The organism is Halorubrum salsamenti (assembly GCF_007671685.1).
GTDB lineage: Archaea > Halobacteriota > Halobacteria > Halobacteriales > Haloferacaceae > Halorubrum > Halorubrum salsamenti.
The window spans coordinates 1-14,865 of sequence record NZ_VCNL01000005.1 but is presented as its reverse complement, the minus strand read 5'-3'; the positions used below and the strand labels follow the sequence as shown (position 1 = coordinate 14,865).

Annotated in this window: 11 protein-coding genes; 6 read left to right on the top strand and 5 right to left on the bottom strand. The window is 65.4% G+C overall.

The features are described 5' to 3' along the window. The first annotated feature begins 42 nt into the window (after window positions 1-42). Together FGL94_RS13365 and FGL94_RS13360 are read left to right on the top strand one after the other, a co-directional pair. Window positions 43-807: an enoyl-CoA hydratase/isomerase family protein gene (locus FGL94_RS13365; RefSeq protein ID WP_144926215.1), complete on the top strand. Its 765-nt coding sequence runs from the start codon at window positions 43-45 to the stop codon at window positions 805-807. Window positions 808-845: 38 nt separating this feature from the next. Beyond that, window positions 846-2,000 carry an acyl-CoA dehydrogenase family protein gene (locus FGL94_RS13360; protein ID WP_144926212.1) on the top strand — a complete coding sequence of 385 codons (1,155 nt, stop codon included), beginning with the start codon at window positions 846-848 and terminating at the stop codon, window positions 1,998-2,000. Window positions 2,001-2,487: 487 nt separating this feature from the next. Here FGL94_RS13360 and FGL94_RS13355 read toward each other — a convergent pair whose 3' ends face one another. Together FGL94_RS13355 and FGL94_RS13350 are read right to left on the bottom strand one after the other, a co-directional pair. Continuing rightward, a complete protein-coding gene (locus FGL94_RS13355; RefSeq protein ID WP_144926209.1) occupies window positions 2,488-3,942 on the bottom strand; it encodes an aldehyde dehydrogenase family protein in 1,455 nt (484 codons plus the stop codon). A 188-nt stretch (window positions 3,943-4,130) separates the two neighbouring features. Beyond that, complete coding sequence (locus FGL94_RS13350) at window positions 4,131-5,144, bottom strand: MBL fold metallo-hydrolase (protein ID WP_144926206.1); 1,014 nt, start codon at window positions 5,142-5,144, stop codon at window positions 4,131-4,133. Between the two features lie 203 nt (window positions 5,145-5,347). Here FGL94_RS13350 and FGL94_RS13345 point away from each other — a divergent pair, with 203 nt between their 5' ends. Both FGL94_RS13345 and FGL94_RS13340 read left to right on the top strand, forming a co-directional pair. Next, window positions 5,348-6,238 (top strand): 3-hydroxyacyl-CoA dehydrogenase family protein, encoded by an 891-nt coding sequence (locus FGL94_RS13345; protein WP_144926203.1) that lies wholly within the window; start codon window positions 5,348-5,350, stop codon window positions 6,236-6,238. Further along, window positions 6,231-7,055 carry an enoyl-CoA hydratase/isomerase family protein gene (locus FGL94_RS13340; protein ID WP_144926200.1) on the top strand — a complete coding sequence of 275 codons (825 nt, stop codon included), beginning with the start codon at window positions 6,231-6,233 and terminating at the stop codon, window positions 7,053-7,055. Before FGL94_RS13345 ends, FGL94_RS13340 begins: the two co-directional genes overlap by 8 nt. Before the next feature lie 416 nt (window positions 7,056-7,471). Here the strand turns inward: FGL94_RS13340 and FGL94_RS13335 are convergent, their stop codons facing one another. Further along, the gene (locus tag FGL94_RS13335; protein ID WP_144926197.1) at window positions 7,472-9,139 is read right to left on the bottom strand and encodes an aldehyde ferredoxin oxidoreductase family protein; all 1,668 of its coding nucleotides are present in this window, start codon (window positions 9,137-9,139) and stop codon (window positions 7,472-7,474) included. Window positions 9,140-9,909: 770 nt separating this feature from the next. Here FGL94_RS13335 and FGL94_RS13330 point away from each other — a divergent pair. Continuing rightward, window positions 9,910-10,773, top strand: coding sequence for an SMP-30/gluconolactonase/LRE family protein (locus FGL94_RS13330; RefSeq protein WP_144926194.1), 864 nt, complete (start codon window positions 9,910-9,912; stop codon window positions 10,771-10,773). Window positions 10,774-10,785: 12 nt separating this feature from the next. Here FGL94_RS13330 and FGL94_RS13325 read toward each other — a convergent pair whose 3' ends face one another. Beyond that, complete coding sequence (locus tag FGL94_RS13325; RefSeq protein ID WP_144926191.1) at window positions 10,786-11,427, bottom strand: bifunctional 4-hydroxy-2-oxoglutarate aldolase/2-dehydro-3-deoxy-phosphogluconate aldolase; 642 nt, start codon at window positions 11,425-11,427, stop codon at window positions 10,786-10,788. 210 nt (window positions 11,428-11,637) lie between these two features. Here FGL94_RS13325 and dgoD point away from each other — a divergent pair, with 210 nt between their 5' ends. Then, window positions 11,638-12,792: a galactonate dehydratase gene (dgoD, locus tag FGL94_RS13320; protein ID WP_144926188.1), complete on the top strand. Its 1,155-nt coding sequence runs from the start codon at window positions 11,638-11,640 to the stop codon at window positions 12,790-12,792. Window positions 12,793-13,656: 864 nt separating this feature from the next. Here dgoD and FGL94_RS13315 read toward each other — a convergent pair. Continuing rightward, window positions 13,657-14,703, bottom strand: coding sequence for a PAS domain-containing sensor histidine kinase (locus tag FGL94_RS13315; protein ID WP_144926185.1), 1,047 nt, complete (start codon window positions 14,701-14,703; stop codon window positions 13,657-13,659). Between the last annotated feature and the right edge of the window lie 162 nt (window positions 14,704-14,865).

The following is a 14,865-nucleotide window of genomic DNA, read 5'->3' as shown; positions in this document are numbered from 1 at the left end:
GCGGGTACTAAAAACTATGTGGGTCCGTCTCGCAGACCACGTATGGAAACCACTGTCGACGGACGCGTCCAGGTGACACGGTTCGACCGACCCGACGCTCGAAACGCGATGACGCCGGCCACGGCGCGGGACCTCCGCGACGCGATCGAGGCGGCGACGGAGCGAGACGTCCGCGCGCTCGTGATCACGGGCTCGGGCGGGAGCTTCTGTGCCGGCGGAGACCTGGAGGCGATGCGCGAGCGCGACGAGACGGCCGACGAGGCGTCGCGGCGCGTCCAGGAGACGCTGAACGCGAACATACGGGCGATCCTCTCGGCCCCGTTCCCGGTGATCGCCAAGGTGAACGGCGACGCGATCGGAGCGGGGACGAACCTCGCGGCCGCCTGTGATTTCGCCTACGCCGACGCGGACGCCCGGTTCGGGGAGGCGTTCGTGAACGTCGGGCTCATTCCGGACTCCGGGGGAACGGTGCTGCTCCCCCGACTCGTCGGCCTCCGACGGGCGAAGGAGCTGACGATGACCGGTCGGCTCTTCGACGCCGACGAGGCCGCGACGATGGGCCTGATAAACGAGGCCGTGTCGGGAGACGCCCTCGATGACCGGGTGGACGAGCTGCTGGAGACGCTCGGCCGAAAGCCGACGACGACGCTCGGGCTGATCAAGGAGGGACTCCACGGGAACCTCGGCCGCCCCGTCGACGACGCGCTCGACCGCGAGGCGGCGCTACAGGTCCGGGCGTACGGGACCGACGCCCACGAGGAGGGGGTGGCCGCCTTCCTCGACGACCGCCGGCCGGACTTCGACTGACGTGAACGTTTAAGAGGTCCGGGCCGGGAGTAGCGGGCATGACGCTCATCGAGCAGTCGTTGTCCGCCGAGCAGCGCGCGGTCCGAGAACGGGCCGAGTCGTTCGCGACCGAGGTCGTCGCGGAACGCGCCGAAGCGATCGAGGAGACCGGAGAGTTCCCCCGCGACGTGATCGAGGAGGCCGGCGAGCGGGGGCTCCTCGGGATCCTCGTTCCAGAGGAGTACGGGGGGCTCGGCGCCGACTTCGTCGCTTACTGTCTGGCGATCGAGCGGATCGCGGCCGAGAGCGGCGCGGTCGCGGAGACGATACAGGGTCACACCTTCGCGACGCTGCCGGTGTTGAACTTCGGGACGGACGCCCAGCGCGAGCGGCTCCTGCCGGACATGGTCGCGGGCGAGCGCGTCGGGTCGATGCTGTTGACGGAGCCGGGGGCGGGGTCGTCGCCGTCGGAGCTGGAGACCGTCGCGACGGCGACCGACGACGGCTACCGGATCAGCGGCGAGAAGACGTTCGGCACGAACGCCGGCGTCGCCGACGTCCACCTCGTCGTGGCGCGCAAGCGTCCGGCACCGGAGGACGGCCACGGCGTCAGCGTTTTCCTCGTCCCAGGGGTCGACGAGACGGACGGGTTCTCGTTCGAGCGTGGCGAGTACCTCGGCATGCACGGGCACGTCACCGGGGACTCGGCCTTCGACGAGGTCGCCGTGGACGAGGACGCGCTGCTGGGAGAGGTCGGCCACGGCTTCCGCATCGCGATGGGGACGATCGACATGGCTCGGACGGGGCTGGCCGCGATCGGCGTCGGCATCGCGCGCGCGGCGTTCGACGAGGCGGTCGCCTACGCTGGCGACCGCGAGCAGGGCGGGCAGGCGGTCGGCGAGTACCAGGCCGTGCAGGTGCTCGTCGCGGAGATGGACTCCAAGCTCTCCGCCGCGCGCCATCTGACCTACGACTCGGCGACCCGGATCGCGGCGGGAGAGGGCGACACGCGAGCCTCCTCGCGCGCGAAGTTCACCGCGAGCGAGACCGCCGAGTTCGTCGCCCGAAACGCGATGCAGGTGTACGGCGGCAAGGGGTACCGCGCGGACTACCCGCTGGAGCGCTACTACCGCGACGCCCGGATCCTCTCGATCATCGGCGGGACCGACGAGATCCAGAAGACGACGGTCGCGGAGGCGGCGCTCGGGCTCTGAGCAGTTCGCCCGGACTTGTCGCCGCGTGACCACAACGGGCGGCGGGGCTGATACCACAGGCAGTGAGCGCTGATCGGCGACGCACCCGCGCGTGGCGACTGACGCGTGCCAGCGTCCGAGCGCTGACGCGGGTCGATTACTCGCCTGGCCATCCGACGAACCGACCGGACAGCGGTAGGTAAGGTCTCGTTACGGGCCACGGAGACAGACGCGTCTCACCGCAGTTGGTGTATACGTGATGCGTTTACGCTATTGCAGGCAGCGGAGAAATCCGGCGGTTTCGACCGGCTTACCGGTGTAGAACCGGGACGCCCGGGAAAGAGGTGATGTGAGCGCCGTTTAGTGTTACATGGATAAGGTTGTAATACTGCTTCGGCCCGGGCCGCTTACGAGCCCGCGGTCGCGCGGCGGGCGTATACGCTGAACGTAATCGGTGCCCACCTGGCGATCTCGTCCGTGATCGATCCGGACTCGGGGGAGCGGCCGGTCAGCCTTCGAGGTTCACGTTGACGTTCTTCGCCTGCGTGTACTCCGCAAGCGCCTCCGTCCCCTGCTCGCGCCCGATACCGCTCTGTTTGAAGCCGCCGAACGGCGTCTGCGGGAACGTCACCGGGTACTCGTTGACCGACACCATACCGTAGTCGAGGTCGGCGGCCGCGCCGTGCGCCGTCTCCAGATCCGACGTCCAGATCCCGGCCATCAGCCCGTACGGGGAGTCGTTCGCGATCGCGATCGCCTCCTCGCGGTCGGCGAACGGGATCACCGAGAGCACGGGACCGAAGATCTCCTCACGTGCGACGGTCATGTCGTTGGTGACGTCCGTGAGCACCGTGGGCTCGAGGAAGTACCCGTCGTCGAGATCGTCGGGCCGCGACCCGCCGGTCGCGAGGGTCGCGCCCTCGTCGAGCCCCGTCTGGACGTACGCCTCGACGTCCGCGAGGTGCGACTCGCTGACGAGCGGCCCCATGCGGCCGTCGTCGTCGATCCCGCTCCCGAGCGGGGTCGCCTCGGCCCGCTCGACGACGCGTTCGACGACCTCGTCGTGGACATCCTCGTGGACGAGCAGACGCGAGCCGGCCCAGCACATCTGGCCCGCGTTCATAAAGATCCCGTAGTGGACGCCGGACGCGGCGGCGTCGAGATCCGCGTCGGGGAAGATGACGTTCGGGCCCTTCCCGCCGAGCTCCATGGTGACGCCCGTCACGTTCTCGGCGGCGCGGGACATGATTCCCTTGCCGACGTCGGTGCTCCCGGTGAACGCGACGTGGTCGACGTCCGGGTGGCCGACGAGCGCGTCGCCCGCCTCGCTGCCGGTTCCGGGGACGACGTTGAGAACGCCGTCCGGGAGACCGGCGCGATCGGCCGCCTCGGCGTAGTACAGCGCCGACAGCGGCGTCTGGCTCGACGGTTTGAGCACCGCGGTGTTCCCGCAGGCGAGCGCCGGCGCGAGGCTCCGCCCGGCGAGCTGGAACGGGTAGTTCCACGGCGCGATGTGAGCAGTCACCCCGAGGGGCTCCTGCCGGACGTAGTCGAGCCGGTCGCCGGGGACGGGCACCGTCTGTCCCGTGAGCTTGTCCGCCCACCCGGCGTAGTACCGGAACGTGTCGACGACCATGTCGATGTCGAGCCCGGCCTCGAACGGGGTCTTGCCGTTGTCGTGCGACTCCACGAGGACGATCTCGTCAGAGAGGTCCTCGATCGCGTCGGCCATCGCGTGGAGGTGCGCCGCGCGCTCACTCGGGTCGAGCGAGCGCCAGTCACCGTCACGGGCGGCGGCCGCGTCGGCGGCCGCGGCCGCGCGGTCGACGTCCTCCGGAGTCGCGCTCGCGACGGTCGCGTACGGCGCCTCCGTCGCGGGATCGGTCGTTTCGATGGTCTGTTCGTCGGTCGCCGGCGTCCACTCGCCGTCGATATACAACTCTGTGGGTCCGTCGTATCCCATGGGTCGTGATGACAGGCCCGTCTCAAAAGGATTCCGTAACCGGATTCCGCGACCCCGTCCGAGCACAGGCAGACGATAGCCGGGTCCGATAGAATGAGCGAAACCGACAGTCGTTACGGCGGCGGGAGAGTAAGCGACGGTACGGCGGCGGGACGGCGAGCGTCGGTCCCGCGCGTGGGCCCGCTCGCTCAGACGTCCGGGAAGAGGTCGTCGAGGTCGAGGTCATCCCCCGACGCGGGATCGACGAGCGCGTAGGTTCCGTCGTCGTTGCGCTCGGCGATCCCGTGGTCGGTCAGGTGTTCGAGGTGCGCCGACGCCTCACCGGGGCCGTGAAGGATGTGGATCGCTTCGAGTTCGCCGAACAGCTCGTGGCTTACGGCCCACGCGTTCGCGGGACCCCGCTCGCGGAGCACTCGAATTACCCGTCGGGTGCGTTCGCGGTGGTGTTCGACGATCTCGCGCGCCCTCCCGACCGGATCGTCGATCCGGTCACGGTGGCCGGGCCAGGCGATTTCTGGAGAGACGTCGACGATCCGTTCGAGACTTCCGAGGTACGCCGCAAGTGCGCCGTCGAGCCGCACGTCCGCGCCGCCGACGTTCGGGGTGTACCGCGGCAGGAGCGCGTCGCCACTCCAGAGGGCGCCCTCGTCGGCCGCGTGGTAGCCGACGTGGCCAGCGGTGTGGCCCGGGAGATGGAGAGCGGTCAGGTCGTACGGTCCGGCTCTCACGGTCTCACTGTCCGCGATCGGCTCGATCTCGGGGTCGCCGGCCGCGAGGTCCATCTCTTCATCGAGCACCACTCGCACCGCCTCGCGTTTCGCCTCCGGCATTCCCCACGCCTCGAAGGCCGCTTCCTGTCGGTCCCGGAGATCCCGGTACGCCGCCTCGTCCGGCGCGGCGACCGGCGCGTCGGCCTCGTGGATCCGGATCGACGCGCCGCTTTCCGCTTGCACCCAGCCCGCGAGCCCGGCGTGGTCGCCGTGGTAGTGAGTCAGCAAGATCTGGTCGACGTCGGCGACCGCGTGGCCGGTCGCCTCGATTCCGGCCGCCAGCTGGTCGCGGATGTCAGGGGCGTCGAATCCCGCATCGACGAGTGTGAGGGGACCCGTCCCGTCCGCGCCGAGGAGGTACACGGTGTTTGAACCCTCGAAAACCGTGTTTTTGAGGCCAATCGCTTGAGTGTTGTCGCTATCAGCGCGCATGGGGCACTCTTCGGACGGACAATAACGAAGCTGTCGGTGTGTCACAGCGGTCGTGCGGCGGGCCGATCCGACGATCACGCTCGTCGCCATCGAAGCCGCTCCGTCGGCGAATCGGTGTCAACGCCCGCCAGCGAATCGGTGCCACCGCGAGGTCGAATGCGGAGACAACAAGCTTCATTTACACCGAAAGAGACACTCGATCCATGCGAACTACAGTGTTAGGTGCCGGCACCATGGGTCATGGTATCGCGCAGGTGACTGCGATGGCCGGCAACGAGGTCACGATCCGTGACATCAACGAAGAGGTACTAGCAGACGGTGTCGAGAGCATTGAGACGAACCTGCAAGGGGGAGTCGATCGAGGGAAAACGACGGAAGACGAGATGGCTGCGACGCTCGATCGGATCGCGACGACGACGGACCTGGAGGCGGCAGTCGCGGACGCCGACCTCGTCGTCGAAGCGGTGCCCGAAGACGTCGACCTCAAACAGAGCGTGTTCGAGGACATCGCGGCGGCCGCGCCCGCCGACGCGATCATCGCGACGAACACCTCCTCGCTGTCGGTGACGGAGATCATCAGCGTCCTCGACGACCCGGGCCGGGCGCTCGGCCTCCACTTCTTCAACCCGGTCCATATCATGGAACTCGTCGAGGTGATCGACGCCGAGCAGACGGACGAGGCGACCCTCGATCGGGTCACCGACTTCGTCGAGTCGCTCGACAAGAGCCCGATCTCGATCCGCGATTCGGCCGGGTTCGCCTCCTCGCGACTGGGCGTCGCCCTCGGTGCGGAGGCGATCCGTATGCTCGAGACCGGCGTCGCGGGCCCGCGAGATATCGACGACGCGATGGAACTCGGCTACAACCATCCGATGGGGCCGATCGAACTGACAGACGTGGTCGGACTCGACGTACGCCTCGACGTGCTGGAGTACCTCCACGAGGAGCTTGGCGAGCGATTCCGGCCTCCGCAGGCGCTCCGACAGAAGGTGCGCGCAGGGAAGCTCGGCAAAAAGACCGGAGAGGGGTTCTACATCTGGGAGGACGACGAGATCGTCGGCGTGAGCGGCGACGGAGAGATCGACGATGTCTGAGCCGGCCGACCCCGCCGCCATCGCCGCCGAATCGGACGTCATCGAGGCGGCCGTCGGTGACCGCGTCGAGGGCGTGACGAGGGTGACGATATCTCGTCCGGACGAGCGCAACGCGCTGAATGCGGTGGTTCGTGAGGACCTCGCCGACGTACTTGGCGCCGCGGAAGCGGACGCGTCGACGCGGGTCGTCGTGATCACGGGTGACGATGCGGGCGGTGCGTTCGTCTCGGGTGCCGACGTGACCGAACTCCGCGAGCGCGACGCGCTCGAACAGCGGGCCGCCAGTGAACGCCCGCGGATATACGAGCGCGTCGCCGATCTTTCGCTCCCGGTGATCGCCCGAATAAACGGACACGCGCTCGGAGGCGGATGCGAACTCGCGCTGGCCTGCGACGTCCGCCTCGCGGCTACGGACGCCAAGCTCGGTCAGCCCGAGATTAACCTCGGGATTATTCCCGGAGGCGGCGGCACCCAGCGTCTCCCGCGGCTCGTCGGAGAGGGACAGGCCATGCGGCTGATTCTCTCCGGAGAGTTGATCGACGCCACTGAGGCGGCCGACATCGGGCTCGTCGACGAAGTCCTCGACGGGGCTTCCCTCGACGAGCGGGTAGACGAACTGGCCGGCGCAATGGCGGACAAGAGCCCGGTCGCCCTCGAATTCGCGAAGGACGCAGTGCGGGCGAGCAGCCGGATGGATCTCGACGACGGGCTCGCGTACGAGGCCGCCCTGTTCGCCCAGCTATTCGCGACCGAGGACAAGGACGAGGGGATCGACGCCTTCCTCGAAGGACGCGACCCCGAGTGGCGCGGCGAATAGCGGTACCGGGCACCGATATTCGGCCCTGACACCACAACGGCGGTGTCAGTCCGGCGCCCGTCGCGGGAAGATCAGCGTGATTCCGTGAGTAGAGATTCTGTTCGAATCAGGATAAACCGTGGAGTACGGTCAGCACTGTTCATCGAAGATCCGGATCGCCTTTCGATCGACGGCGGCGTGACTGTGATTTCGCCGCCAGCTGGGTGTAAGTCGACCTCGCGTACTCAAGTGGACCGGCTACTCGGCTCCGTTTGACACGAAATATAAAGATACGAAACTATATTCGGAGATGGTAGCTCTGCGAAATGGTGGCGAACGATTGTCCCAATGACTCGCGGGACGTCGTCTCTCGCCCCGCGAACTCCACGTCGATCCGCTCGGGAGACTCGGTGAGGCGAGCGACCCCTCAACAGGGCCTACTGAGCGACCGGAGTCTCCGGGACGGTGCCGTCGTCGTCCCAGCCTCTGGCGTCGTAGTAGTCATCGAGCGCCGCCTCGAATCCGGGGAGTTCGTCTTCGTAGGGGAGCCGGTCGTCGCCGCGATCGAAGCCGCGTTGGTTGTTGAAATGGCGTTCCAACGTGACGATACGCCCGCCGACATCGAGGAGCTCGTCAAAGTCCGCATCGAAGAGCAGTTCGTAGCGCTGAGGCGTCATGTAGTCCCGGGAGAACTTACAGACGACGCCGCTGTCGTTGACCGCCATCTGGTTTTCCCGTTTGACCAGCCGTTCGGCTTTGCCATCGAACCCGACCGGCCTCATAGCTTGGTCCTCGTCCACGAGGGGGTATTCGACGGAGTAAAAGACCGAATACATGTGGTCGGCGCCGCGGTTCGCCACCGCGTACGAGAGCGCTTGCCCGTGGAGCACGCGGCCCTCGTGGGCAGCGAAATCGAGGTTCTTCACGGACCAGTTTTCGACACCGAGTTCGTCGTGTACGCGGCCGATGCCGTCTGCGAGCAGGTCACCGGTATCTTCGCGGTAGGCGATCTGTTCGACGAGGTCCCAGATCAGCTCCTCGTTCCCGAACTCGTCGTTGGCCGCGAGGTAGGCCGCGATCGTGTTCCCCGTTGAGATCGCATCGAGGCCGTAATCGTCGCAGAGTTGGTTGGATTTCATCACGTCGACGATGTCGTCGATACCGGAGTTTGACCCGAACGCCATCGCGACCTCGAACTCCGGGCCTTCGGTTTCAACGCCGCGCGCTTCGTCACGGGTCGGGAGCTTACACGCGAACGCACACGCGGAGCACGTCCCCTTCTTATACTTCTTCTCCGCCACGGCGGCGCCGTTGATACCCTCCACGCCGTCGAAGGACTGCTCGGAGAAGTAGTAGGACGGAAGTCCGTCCATCTCGTTTGCGAGATCCATCACCGCCACCGTCCCCTGTCGTTTCATGATGTTGTCGTCGGTGGCGGCCTCGCGGTGGATCTCGTTAGCGGTCGTGGAAATCGAGTGGTCGGGCGCAGAGTCGCCGCCGAACGTGACGGCCTTGACGTTTTTCGACCCGAGAACCGCCCCCAGCCCGCCCCGGCCGAATGCGCGCTCCTCGGTCGTCATAATCGACGCGAACCGGACTTCGTTTTCGCCTGCCGGTCCGATCACGGCGGTCCGGTCACTGGAGATGTCGTGCTCGGAATCCAGGTAGTCGGTCGTCTCAGAGACGGTCGCCCCGGCGAGGTCCGGCACCGGCTCAAACTCCACGCCGTCGTCGCGGACGTGGACGACGGTCAGCTCGTCGCTCGCTCCGGCCAGTTCGATCGCCCCGTATCCCGTCGCCGCGAGGTGACGCGAGACGAACCCACCCGCGTTCGACGACAGCAGCCCGTCCGTCAGCGGCGAGAGCGCGGTACAGTTCGCCCGTCCGGTGAAGCTCATCTGGGAGGCCTGCATCGGCCCCGTGGTGAACACCACCCGGTTTTCCGATCCCAGCGGATCCGCGTCGAACGGAATTCGCTCGTGGGCGAGCCGCGTCGCGACTCCACGACCGCCAATGTATCGCTCCTGAACGTCCGTAATATCCGTTTCAGAGACGGTCTCATCGCCGACGTCGACCGACACCAGCGGCCCGGTACTGTGAAGCATGCTTGAGTGTCCGTGGACGTGGTACAAAAACCCTGACCCAAGATCGGTCCTCAGGCCGTCCGAGCACAACGAACCCGGCGTTCGCCCGCGTGCTCGGGAGGTCACTACAGAGCAGGTTCTCGACGACAGATCCGATTCTCGTTGGCGTGACGGACATCTCACAGCGTACCTCGTACGGAGCTCGTTCCGACGTCAAATCACTCACCACGGATATCGATACATCTCAAATATATCTAAAGTTATAAAATACGAAAAACATACTTTCAAAAAGGATGTAGAACACGGGTCGGACGACCGGAGGGTTACGGCTCCGAGCCGTTGGCGTCCGCCGAAACCGATACTCAAAGAAACGCGATCAGTGGCTCTATTTCGATACGCTGAGTCGACGGTTGGTAGCTTAGGAGAGTTGAAATAGTTGATATTAATACGCTTAAAGTGGTTATTTTTTAGAATAGTTCCGATATGAGCGTTGTATTTACGTGATTAATGCCGAATGAGAGAATGCGGCGGTACAGTTGGATGTGAATCCACGGAAGCCGGATCACGATCTCCCTACCGTGATGCACTCCAGATTTTTGCTGTCGGCGGGCGGAGTCCTACTTTCAAGGCCCTATCGTGGGCGATCGGAGATCCCTCACTAATCGGCTATAAGTCAAAAAGAAATAATATATTATATATTGGTAATTTACAGACGGGAAGTGCCACTTGAGACAACTCTTCGCAGTCCCGCTGGACAGTACGTTCAAGTACTGTCGTTGAGACGAGTAGATATGGTTCGACTTGAGCGTATAGCGGATACGCACAGCCACACCGGCGAGGGACCGCTGTGGCATCCCGACCGCCGGCGGCTGTACTGGGTGGATATCCCGGCCGGCCGGCTCTGGTCGTACGATCCCGAAACGGACGAGCACGGCATCGCCTACGACGCCCCGTCCGGACCGATCGGTGGGTTGACGCTCGAGAACGACGGGGCGTTACTTCTGTTTACTCGCCGAACCGTCGAGCGGTTCGAACCGGAAAGCGGTGCAACCACCGCCGTACTCGAAGTCGACGCCCAGACGAGGTTCAACGACGTGATCGCCGACCCGGAAGGGCGAGTTTTCTGCGGGACCATGCCCGGCGCGGAGACGCTCGGTGACCTCTATCGGATCGATCCGGACGGGCGCGTTACCACGGTCCTCGAGGACCTCGACATCCCGAACGGGATGGGGTTCACCGGCGACAGAGAGACCTTCTACGTCACCGAGTCCGAAGCTCACCGGATCTACGCGTTCGATTACGACCGCGATACCGGTGATCTCACGAACCAGCGGACGTTCCGTGAGACCGCGGCAGACGACGGTATCCCCGACGGGATGACCGTCGACGCGAGCGGTCACGTGTGGTCGGCACGGTGGAACGGGGGGCGAGTCGTTCGGCACGCGCCGACCGGAGAGCCCGTCTCCGAGATCGAGTTCCCGGCGCGGAAGGTCTCCTCGGTCACGTTCGGTGGGGCCGGGTACGAAACGCTCTACGTGACGACCGCACTCACCGACGGGGACCGGTCGAGAGAGGGAGATGGCGCGGGCGCCGTCTTCCGCGTGACCGACCTCGATACCGAAGGCGTCCCCGAGTTCCGGTCCCGGATCGCCTGATCGACCGTCGAGCTATCGGTCTCTACCGCTCGCGACCGCGTCGACCGTCCGGCGCGCGTTCTCGGCGATGGTCTCGTACTCCTCGTTCGCGACGGCGTCGTCGTCGACGATCGCGCTTCCGACGCCGACTGCCGCGGCTCCGGCCTCGATGTACTCGCCGGCGTTCGCGGGGCCGACCCCGCCGGTCGGGACGAGCGGGATCTGCGGGAGCGGACCGCCGAGGGCCGCGACGTGCTCCGGTCCGCCCGTCGCGGCCGGGAACACCTTCACGAAGTCGGCGCCGGCCTCGTACGCTCGGACGGCCTCGGTCGGAGTGAACGCGCCGGTGGCGACCGGCGTCCCGTAGCGGGTTCCGGTCTCGATGACGCCGCCGTCGACCGTCGGCGTGACGAGGAACTCGGCGCCCGCGAGCTGTACCGCCCGGGCGGTCTCGGCGTCCAGAACCGTCCCGGCGCCGACGAGCACGTCGTCGAATCGATCGGAGAGCGCGTCGATCGTCTCCGCGACGTTCGGCGTGTCCGCGGTCACTTCGAGCGCCGTGACGCCGCCGTCGACCACGGCAGTCGCTACGTCGATCGCCGATTCCGGAGCCACGCCGCGGAGAATTGCGACCACGCCGCCATCGCGGATCTGATCGACTCGTCGTGAGTGCATACGGCTATTCCGGACGGCTGCCGTCATAAATCGGGCGGCTCGCCGCCGGTTCGGTCTCGGTCCGGTTCACCATCAATCAATTTAATTACAACCCTAATTTTGTAATGATCAGTCGTCGATATATCACCGGCAACTCCGCGCGAGCGACCGCTCGCGTCGCAGCCGGACCCGGAACGACTAACAGCGGCGACGGGGAACACCCAGCCGGGAATGAGCGAAATCGTCGACTACGAGCTGTTCGAAGTGCCGCCGCGGTGGCTCTTCCTGCGCGTCGAGACCGCCGACGGAACGGTCGGGTGGGGAGAGCCGGTCGTCGAGGGGCGGTCGAAGACGGTGCGGACCGCGGTGGAGGAGCTGTTCGACACCTACCTGCTCGGCGAGGACGCCGGTCGGATCGAAGACCACTGGCAGACGATGTACCGGGGCGGATTCTACCGCGGCGGGCCGGTGTTGATGAGCGCCATCGCGGGGGTCGACCAGGCGCTCTGGGACGTCAAGGGCAAGGAGCTCGGCGTCCCCGTCCACGAGCTGCTCGGCGGCGCGGCCCGCGAGCGGATCCGGGTGTACCAGTGGATCGGCGGCGACCGCCCGTCCGACGTGGCCGAACAGGCGCGGAAACAGGTCGAGGCGGGGTTCACGGCGCTGAAGATGAACGCGACCGAGGAGATCGAGCGGGTCGACGACCCCGCCGCGATCGACGCCGCCGCGACGCGACTGCGGAAGGTCCGGGAGGCCGTCGGCGACGAGGTCGATATCGGCGTCGACTTCCACGGGCGCGTCTCCAAACCGATGGCGAAGCGGCTCGTCGAGGCGCTCGAACCGTACGACCCGATGTTCGTCGAAGAGCCCGTCCTGTCGGGCCACAACGACGCCCTCCCCCAGATCGCGGCACACACCACGACGCCCATCGCGACCGGCGAGCGCATGTACTCGCGGTGGGACTTCAAGGAGGTGTTCGAGGACGGCGCGGTCGACGTGATCCAGCCCGATCTCTCGCACGCGGGCGGGATCACCGAGGTGAAGAAGATCGCCGCGATGGCCGAGGCGTACGACGTGGCGATGGCGCCCCACTGCCCGCTCGGTCCCGTCGCGCTCGCCTCCTGCCTACAGGTGGACGCCTGCTCGCCGAACGCCTTCATCCAAGAGCAGAGCCTCGACATCCACTACAACGAGAGGAGCGACGTGCTCGACTACCTCGCGGACCCCTCCGTCTTCGACTACGAGGACGGGTACGTCCAGATTCCGGACGCGCCCGGCCTCGGGATCGAGATCGACGAGGGGCACGTACGCGCGCAGGCCGAGAAAGACGTGGACTGGCACAACCCCGTGTGGAGACACGCCGACGGAAGCGTCGCCGAGTGGTAGGCGGCCGGTAACGATCCTCCGCAGCGTCCTTCGCAGCGGTCCGCTGCGGACGGTGGGTATCTGACCCGGGTCCCACCAGTTGTGGGTATGTCACCGGGCGATTCGACCGAGAACGCCGTTCGACGCGGCCGGGCTCGCCGCGTTCCTCGCGAGCGCCGACGCGAATCTCATCGCCGCGAAGCGTTCTGATCGGCGGGGGACGCCCACAGGAGATACAAGGCGATCCGTACCTCGACAACCGGCGCGGCGCGTGATCGATCGGCGGTCGGATGAGCCTCGCGGTTTGCACCGACTGTGCGATGTCGAGCCGTCACGCTCCGAGGCGCGGTTGGAGCTCCCAGCGAGAGTACAACCGCTCTGCGAATGCGATCGGACTGTCAAATCGGACGGGTTCGGTGCGAACAGATAAAGTATAAATACTAAAATAGATATTTATATAATATATTATAAATAAAACAGAGACTGTTAGATGATCAAGAACCACACCCAATTATGTCAATATAAAGGGATTCAGCTGATCGAAATACCCAGATATGGAGGAATGGCTCTTTAGCTCAGACAGATCGAACGTCGCGCTCGGGGTGCTGGAGGATGTTGTCGGTAAGCGCGATCCGCGTTCGACACGACCCTGCGGGCCTGTCGCAACCACGGCCGCGATCGTATCCACGATCGAGGGTACGATCGGCGCTGAATCGAATCGATATTTATATAATTAGATTGGTATAGCGTTCGAACTATCAGTTTTAGGTTACTTCGGTGGCGTCGGCGGAGAAGCCACTCACAGCGATACAAGACAGAAGCCTCCGACCGAAGTCGGGAGTCACTGACGGCGGTCCGCAAGCGGATCGGCGCGACGGCGTCGCGTCACTCGGCACGCGGGAGTTCGACGACGAACACGGTCCCCGTCGGCTCGTTGTCCTCGATCCGGATGTCGCCGCCGTACTGGGAGACCAGCGTCTGTACGAGGTACAGCCCGATTCCCGTCCCGGGGCTCCCGAGACCGCGCTCGCCTTTCCCGAACACGAACTCCTTCTTGTCGTCCGGGATGCCGGGCCCGTTGTCGGCGATGCGGACGTCGACGCCGTCGTCTCGAAGCTCGCAGGACACCTCGACGAGAGGGGTCTCTTTGTCGTTGTGTTGAACGGCGTTGTTCAGGAGGTTCCGGAACACCGAACTGAGCATGCTGTCTGCGGCCACCGAAACGTCGGGAACGGACCCGTCGACGACGAACTTCGCCTCCGGGAAGGACTCCTCGCGGAGCGACAGCTCGGTCGTCAGGACCGACCGAAGCGAAACCGGCTCGACGGCGAGGTCCTCATCGGAGACGACCGTTTCGACGTAATCGTGCGCGATCTCCGTCAGCTCGACGACGTGTTCACTGCTGGCGAGGATTTTGCGCAGGTACGCTTCCCCGTCGGCGTCGACGTGGTCTTCGAGCATCTCCATCCAGCCGAGAACGACGGCCATATCGTTGCGAATGTCGTGGCGGACGATCCGGTTCAGCAGTTCGAGCTCCTGCTCGCGGCCCTGTTGCTCCGTAATGTCCGTACAGATGCCGACGACCTCGGCGATCTCGCCGTCATCGTCCCGGAGCGCGACCTGCCGCGTGAGCACCCAGCGAACCGATCCGTCCGGTTGGACGACGCGGCCCTCATACGTCTCGTCACGGGTTCCCTGGGCCGATTCCTCGATATTTTTTCGGACCCGGTCGCGGTCCTCGGGGTGGATACTGTCGATCAACAGGGAGACGTCGTCTTTGACTTCGGCGGGTGGGATCCCCCAGATGTCCTCGAATCCGGCGCTGATGTAGTCGAATTCACCGGGCTGGGTGGCCGTCCACAGCGCGACGCCGTCGAGGTGATCGAACAGCGCTCGGAAATCACGCCGGTTCCCGAGCGAGACCTGAGTCATACCTGCGTATTCACGTCGAGACTTATAAGGATTCAAGGAGAACACCTGCGGCTTTAGCCGCAGGATGAATCCGACAACGTCGACCCGTTCTACCGTGGATGGCACAGCCTGAGTTTCCCAATCCGCAGTTTTAATTGTCAATCGCTTCAACAGGGAAGTAAG

What these genes read in the sequence shown, in the direction of transcription:
- FGL94_RS13315 (WP_144926185.1), bottom strand. Translation starts at nt 14,703, where the DNA reads ATGACTCAGGTCTCGCTCGGGAACCGGCGTGATTTCCGAGCGCTGTTC.
- FGL94_RS13330 (WP_144926194.1), top strand. Translation starts at nt 9,910, where the DNA reads ATGGTTCGACTTGAGCGTATAGCGGATACGCACAGCCACACCGGCGAG.
- FGL94_RS13350 (WP_144926206.1), bottom strand. Translation starts at nt 5,144, where the DNA reads ATGCGCGCTGATAGCGACAACACTCAAGCGATTGGCCTCAAAAACACG.
- FGL94_RS13340 (WP_144926200.1), top strand. Translation starts at nt 6,231, where the DNA reads ATGTCTGAGCCGGCCGACCCCGCCGCCATCGCCGCCGAATCGGACGTC.
- FGL94_RS13325 (WP_144926191.1), bottom strand. Translation starts at nt 11,427, where the DNA reads ATGCACTCACGACGAGTCGATCAGATCCGCGATGGCGGCGTGGTCGCA.
- FGL94_RS13345 (WP_144926203.1), top strand. Translation starts at nt 5,348, where the DNA reads ATGCGAACTACAGTGTTAGGTGCCGGCACCATGGGTCATGGTATCGCG.
- FGL94_RS13355 (WP_144926209.1), bottom strand. Translation starts at nt 3,942, where the DNA reads ATGGGATACGACGGACCCACAGAGTTGTATATCGACGGCGAGTGGACG.
- FGL94_RS13365 (WP_144926215.1), top strand. Translation starts at nt 43, where the DNA reads ATGGAAACCACTGTCGACGGACGCGTCCAGGTGACACGGTTCGACCGA.
- FGL94_RS13360 (WP_144926212.1), top strand. Translation starts at nt 846, where the DNA reads ATGACGCTCATCGAGCAGTCGTTGTCCGCCGAGCAGCGCGCGGTCCGA.
- dgoD (WP_144926188.1), top strand. Translation starts at nt 11,638, where the DNA reads ATGAGCGAAATCGTCGACTACGAGCTGTTCGAAGTGCCGCCGCGGTGG.
- FGL94_RS13335 (WP_144926197.1), bottom strand. Translation starts at nt 9,139, where the DNA reads ATGCTTCACAGTACCGGGCCGCTGGTGTCGGTCGACGTCGGCGATGAG.